The sequence below is a fragment of the Bacteroidota bacterium genome (assembly GCA_013696965.1).
Taxonomy (GTDB): Bacteria; Bacteroidota; Bacteroidia; order JACCXN01; family JACCXN01; genus JACCXN01.
In genome coordinates this window covers 1-4,191 of record JACCXN010000070.1, presented here as the reverse complement: position 1 = coordinate 4,191, position 4,191 = coordinate 1, and the positions used below count along the sequence as shown (strand labels likewise).

6 protein-coding genes are annotated in these 4,191 nt (G+C 34.6%); 3 read left to right on the top strand and 3 right to left on the bottom strand.

The window, feature by feature from the left end; all coding sequences use genetic code 11:
- Positions 1-20 precede the first annotated feature (20 nt).
- The 3 genes from H0V01_10785 to H0V01_10775 all read left to right on the top strand — a co-directional run bounded on the left by H0V01_10785 (position 21) and on the right by H0V01_10775 (position 2,841).
- Positions 21-1,028 (top strand): hypothetical protein, encoded by a 1,008-nt coding sequence (locus H0V01_10785; GenBank protein ID MBA2583855.1) that lies wholly within the window; start codon positions 21-23, stop codon positions 1,026-1,028.
- A gap of 5 nt (positions 1,029-1,033) precedes the next feature.
- Complete coding sequence (locus H0V01_10780) at positions 1,034-1,723, top strand: hypothetical protein (protein ID MBA2583854.1); 690 nt, start codon at positions 1,034-1,036, stop codon at positions 1,721-1,723.
- 296 nt (positions 1,724-2,019) lie between these two features.
- Complete coding sequence (locus tag H0V01_10775) at positions 2,020-2,841, top strand: RHS repeat-associated core domain-containing protein (protein ID MBA2583853.1); 822 nt, start codon at positions 2,020-2,022, stop codon at positions 2,839-2,841.
- Positions 2,842-3,096: 255 nt separating this feature from the next.
- Here H0V01_10775 and H0V01_10770 read toward each other — a convergent pair whose 3' ends face one another.
- From H0V01_10770 to H0V01_10760, 3 genes are all read right to left on the bottom strand, one after another.
- On the bottom strand, positions 3,097-3,609 hold the full coding sequence (locus tag H0V01_10770; protein MBA2583852.1) for a DUF1990 family protein: 513 nt from the start codon (positions 3,607-3,609) through the stop codon (positions 3,097-3,099).
- Between the two features lie 63 nt (positions 3,610-3,672).
- Positions 3,673-3,933 (bottom strand): hypothetical protein, encoded by a 261-nt coding sequence (locus H0V01_10765; GenBank protein ID MBA2583851.1) that lies wholly within the window; start codon positions 3,931-3,933, stop codon positions 3,673-3,675.
- A complete protein-coding gene (locus tag H0V01_10760) occupies positions 3,934-4,173 on the bottom strand; it encodes a helix-turn-helix transcriptional regulator (protein MBA2583850.1) in 240 nt (79 codons plus the stop codon).
- Between the last annotated feature and the right edge of the window lie 18 nt (positions 4,174-4,191).

The following is a 4,191-nucleotide window of genomic DNA, read 5'->3' as shown; positions in this document are numbered from 1 at the left end:
GTTTATCTTAGCCCTGGAAAATGGGAGCTTTAAAACTTACATATAATCAAGAAAAACCATTGTTGAAGGTGGTGCAAGGAACTTTTTTAAGTGAGAAAAAAGGTTGTGCAGTGGTGTACCGTTACGCCTTCAATGGAATGGAGAAAGATGATGAAGTAAAAGGCTCTGGAAATAGTTATACAACTGAATGGAGACAATATGACCCTAGGTTAGGTAGATGGTTAAGTCGTGACCCAAAACTTCATCCCTGGCAATCACCTTATGCCGCATTCAATAATAATCCAATTTATTTTGTCGACCCAAGTGGATTAGAAGGAGAAGACCCAAAAGATAAAGTAGGACAGGAGCATGCAGACAAGCATAAAGCAGAAACTGGAAAATCATCAAGTACAGACCCTAAAGATGCATATATGCCCCAATGGCCAACAGAGCCATCAGGCAATGCCCCCCCCTCTCCACCACCAGCATCGGCGTCCAGAGATAATACTAATATTCCTTTAGATATACCGAATTTTACTCCAAAAGCAAACAAAATACCTGGCTCAATCACTGTCCTAGATGGGGGTACTGCCTTAATTCCTTATGGCTGGGGTGTCTCTCGATCAAGAATCGATTTTGGAAACGTTAACTCATTATGGGCTAATAATTATATCAAGTATAATAATTCCGAAAAATTAATTGGAGCTGGAGCAGGAACTACTCTTCAAAAAGGAAGTATCAATATATATGCTGATCCATGGGCTGATATTCCCTCCTTACTTGAACAATCGACTTCCTATTCTCGTTATTATGGAGTTGGGAAATTTGGAAATGCAACTTTTGGAATAGCTGTAATAAATGCTGAAGAAATAATGGATTATCAATTATATGGTGCAGGAGTTGGTATGTCATTCCCTTTTACATTTGGGATAGCCTCAGCAACTGTAGTTCAAATTGGACATACTCCAACAAGAGTGGATTCTATTAGGGTAGCAAAGAATAATCCATTTCATCTAAAAAGTATAGAGTTTAAAAAACGAAACAAATAATATTTATGAAATGTTTTTATATTGCTACAATTATTTTATTTTTTTCTATAATTTCTTGTGATGGCATTGGGAAAGAAGAAATTAAGAATGAAATAGAGGGAAAAGAGAAAATTAAAGAGATTTTGGCTCAAGAAAAATATCCAGCTGAAATTAAAACTAATGGAGATTCTTTGATAGTTTTATTTCAATATGACGCACCTGATATACACGATGTTTATATTACTGCATACTTAGAAAATTTAACTGTTAAATTATCTAATCAAATTATCACAGAATTTAGTGGTGTTTTGTATAAGATAATAGATTCGAAACAAAATAAAATTCTTGCAAGTGAATATTATGATGTAGATAAAGTAAATGTTGTAAACATAAAGTATAAATCTCCTATTTACAGTAGTTTTATGAATTATCTTGTGGATAGCATGAGTATGGAAGATGTTTTTAATTATAATGGATCTATATTAGCACTTTATCAAACAACAGATGAAACAAAATATAATCGTGATTTTATTTTCATTTTGGATGGATTTATGCAAGAATGTATTGGTAAAATAGCAGGGGATACAAATGAAGATATTTTAAGGGAATTAATAGATATGTATAAGGATCCCCTTTTTGATGATTATCCTCAAGCAACAAAACATCTTCAAAATTTTATTAATATGTGTGAAAATCAAAGAGGAAAAAGGATGTAGAAGGTCTGATGTTTTTTCCATCCAATAACAGATTTAAATCCATGCCAAAAACCAACTTCTCCCCGCTAATCGTAGTTTTACACAGAAGCTGGGCGTAGCATTTGCTACGTCCGAAAAGAAGGTAGCTTTCAGCTACACTTGTAGCAAAACAAACTGATGGTTTTATAAATAGAGAACAATACTACTTAGATTCAATATTTAATCACGTAGAATTATTTTTGTCGTTTTGAAATTGTAGCTTTGACTTTGATCAATAATTAGTCAAATACTTTTAAGAAAAACTGAAAATTTCAATAATGGGCAATGCTCTTGATTCACAACTAATTAGTTTTGCTAATCCTTATCGCTACGGGTTTAACGGACAAGAAAAAGACGATGAAATTAAAGGCTCTGGAAATTCTTACGATTTCTTGTTTAGAATCTATGATCCAAGAATAGGACGCTTCCTTTCGACTGACCCTTTAGAACTGGAATATCCTTGGAACTCACCGTATGCATTTGCTGAAAATCGGGTGATTGATGGTATAGACTTAGAAGGCAAGGAATGGGAAAACTTTATGTCTGGATTTAAGAATCCGGGCGAATTAAAGGTCAAACTTCCAAATGCCGAAACAGCCCAAAGACAAAGCTATAGTGTTACGGTCACAAACTCAAAGATGTCTTTTTCTGACTTCAAGAAGAACTTCAAAAATGCACCTCAAGATTATTTAACTAATTCTAAAGCTGAATTTAATGCCCCTGTTGATGGAGAAGGAAAGCCTTCGCAATTTAAAGTGGGAAGCTATATTAAGATTGATATCGCAGGGCCGATGAATAATAGCTATGTGAAGGTTAAAGCTTTAGAAGAAGGAAAAGATGGAAGCTTGTCAGCGACTTTTGTAACAATGGAAGGCCATGTTGAAAAGGGTATAATAAACTTTACACTTTCTCAGGATAAAGATGGTAATACCAAGTTTGAAATAAACTCTCAATCAGAAGTTGACTACACAATGGTGCCTGATGGTATTGCCAGAGATCAACAAAGCAAATCATGGAAAGAAGTGTTGACTAATGTAGTGAACAAGCTCGGTGGTGAAGAGAAATCACGTGAGGTAAAAGTTGAAAAAACAGAAGATTAAGCCTATGTTTTATGTGTTCAGTATATTGATACCTGCTTTGATACTTGGCATAAGGTATTTAATTATCCCGAAGAAACCAAGGTCGCTTAAAGAAGTAGTAGACTTCTTGGCTACCTTGTTGCCATACCTTTTTTGTTATGCCTTGTTGCTTTACTTCGTGAATATGGAAGGTTATTTAGATACGGGTTGGGCATTCTTCTCAGTGATATTTTTCCTTTTGCCTTTAGGTGGCGTTGTTTTATTGTTGAAGGTGATTTATTGTGTCAGGGCGAAGAAGTCAATGAGCAAGTAGTCTCTTACATTGACCAAAGCTTTTTTAGTGCAGTAATCCTGATACCAGGATGAAATTGGCCGAAAGAATTTTAGAAGCGATGAAGCAGGACTTGAATACGTCTCAATCGTAAATACTGAGAAGTTTTTTTGAGACTCAATTTTAAATATTGAAATTCCTTTTTCTACATGTCCTACAATTGTTTCATAAGAAAAGCCCTTGCAATTGCTCGAGTCAAAAACTTCCTTTATTCTAACAGCGACAATAAGTCTTTTTGATAGTTTGCTAAAAGGAGGAATATTTATTTGCTGGACTATGGTATCTCCTGCCTGCATTGTTCTTTTCTCCTCAATCCATTGAGGGTATGCGATAAGTATGTTAGCCGGAAAAATTTTATAATCAAAGAAACTGCTAAAAGACAAGTCAGAAAATTTACAGTCTATAAGTTCCTTACTAATTTTGTGTTTAATGAAATCTTTTTGATAACGGAATGACATTGTTTTTTTTGAACTCCGATAAGTGTTTTGGAAAGTGCTTGCGTTGGTCTGTCAAAAATATCCTCACTTTTTAGCAACTTTTTGCTTTGGCTCTGTAGCAGGTTGTTTAACAGCGGTAGAATCCTTTCTCACTTCCTCGAAATTATAAGGATTGTTTTGTGGTAAATCTTTAGGTTCGGTACTCATAGCTCTGCCGATACGAGGGTCATAAATACGCATCCCGTAATCTTCTAAACTTCCGGTTTTAACAGTGTCTTTTTTTGTGTCCTGTGCAAAAGCACTAACAGCAAGAAAAATGAAAGCAGAAGTAAGTCTATTTTTCATTTAGATAGCTTTTAATTTTACATTGTTAATCATTGCATCCAAAGCATAAAGGATACAAGACTTATCAGCTTCCGGAAATTTTGCAATATCATTTAACCGCTTCATCATTGAAGGGTCTTTTAAAAGCTCTCTATCTTCTGTTTCTCCTAAAAGATAACCTACAGTTGTTTCTAACACATCTGCCAGTTTTTTAACCACATCAATAGTTGGTTTTACTTCATCTCTTTCATACTTGCCAATAATAGAATGATGAGACTT

What these genes read in the sequence shown, in the direction of transcription:
- H0V01_10775 (MBA2583853.1), top strand. Translation starts at nt 2,020, where the DNA reads ATGGGCAATGCTCTTGATTCACAACTAATTAGTTTTGCTAATCCTTAT.
- H0V01_10765 (MBA2583851.1), bottom strand. Translation starts at nt 3,933, where the DNA reads ATGAAAAATAGACTTACTTCTGCTTTCATTTTTCTTGCTGTTAGTGCT.
- H0V01_10780 (MBA2583854.1), top strand. Translation starts at nt 1,034, where the DNA reads ATGAAATGTTTTTATATTGCTACAATTATTTTATTTTTTTCTATAATT.
- H0V01_10785 (MBA2583855.1), top strand. Translation starts at nt 21, where the DNA reads ATGGGAGCTTTAAAACTTACATATAATCAAGAAAAACCATTGTTGAAG.
- H0V01_10770 (MBA2583852.1), bottom strand. Translation starts at nt 3,609, where the DNA reads ATGTCATTCCGTTATCAAAAAGATTTCATTAAACACAAAATTAGTAAG.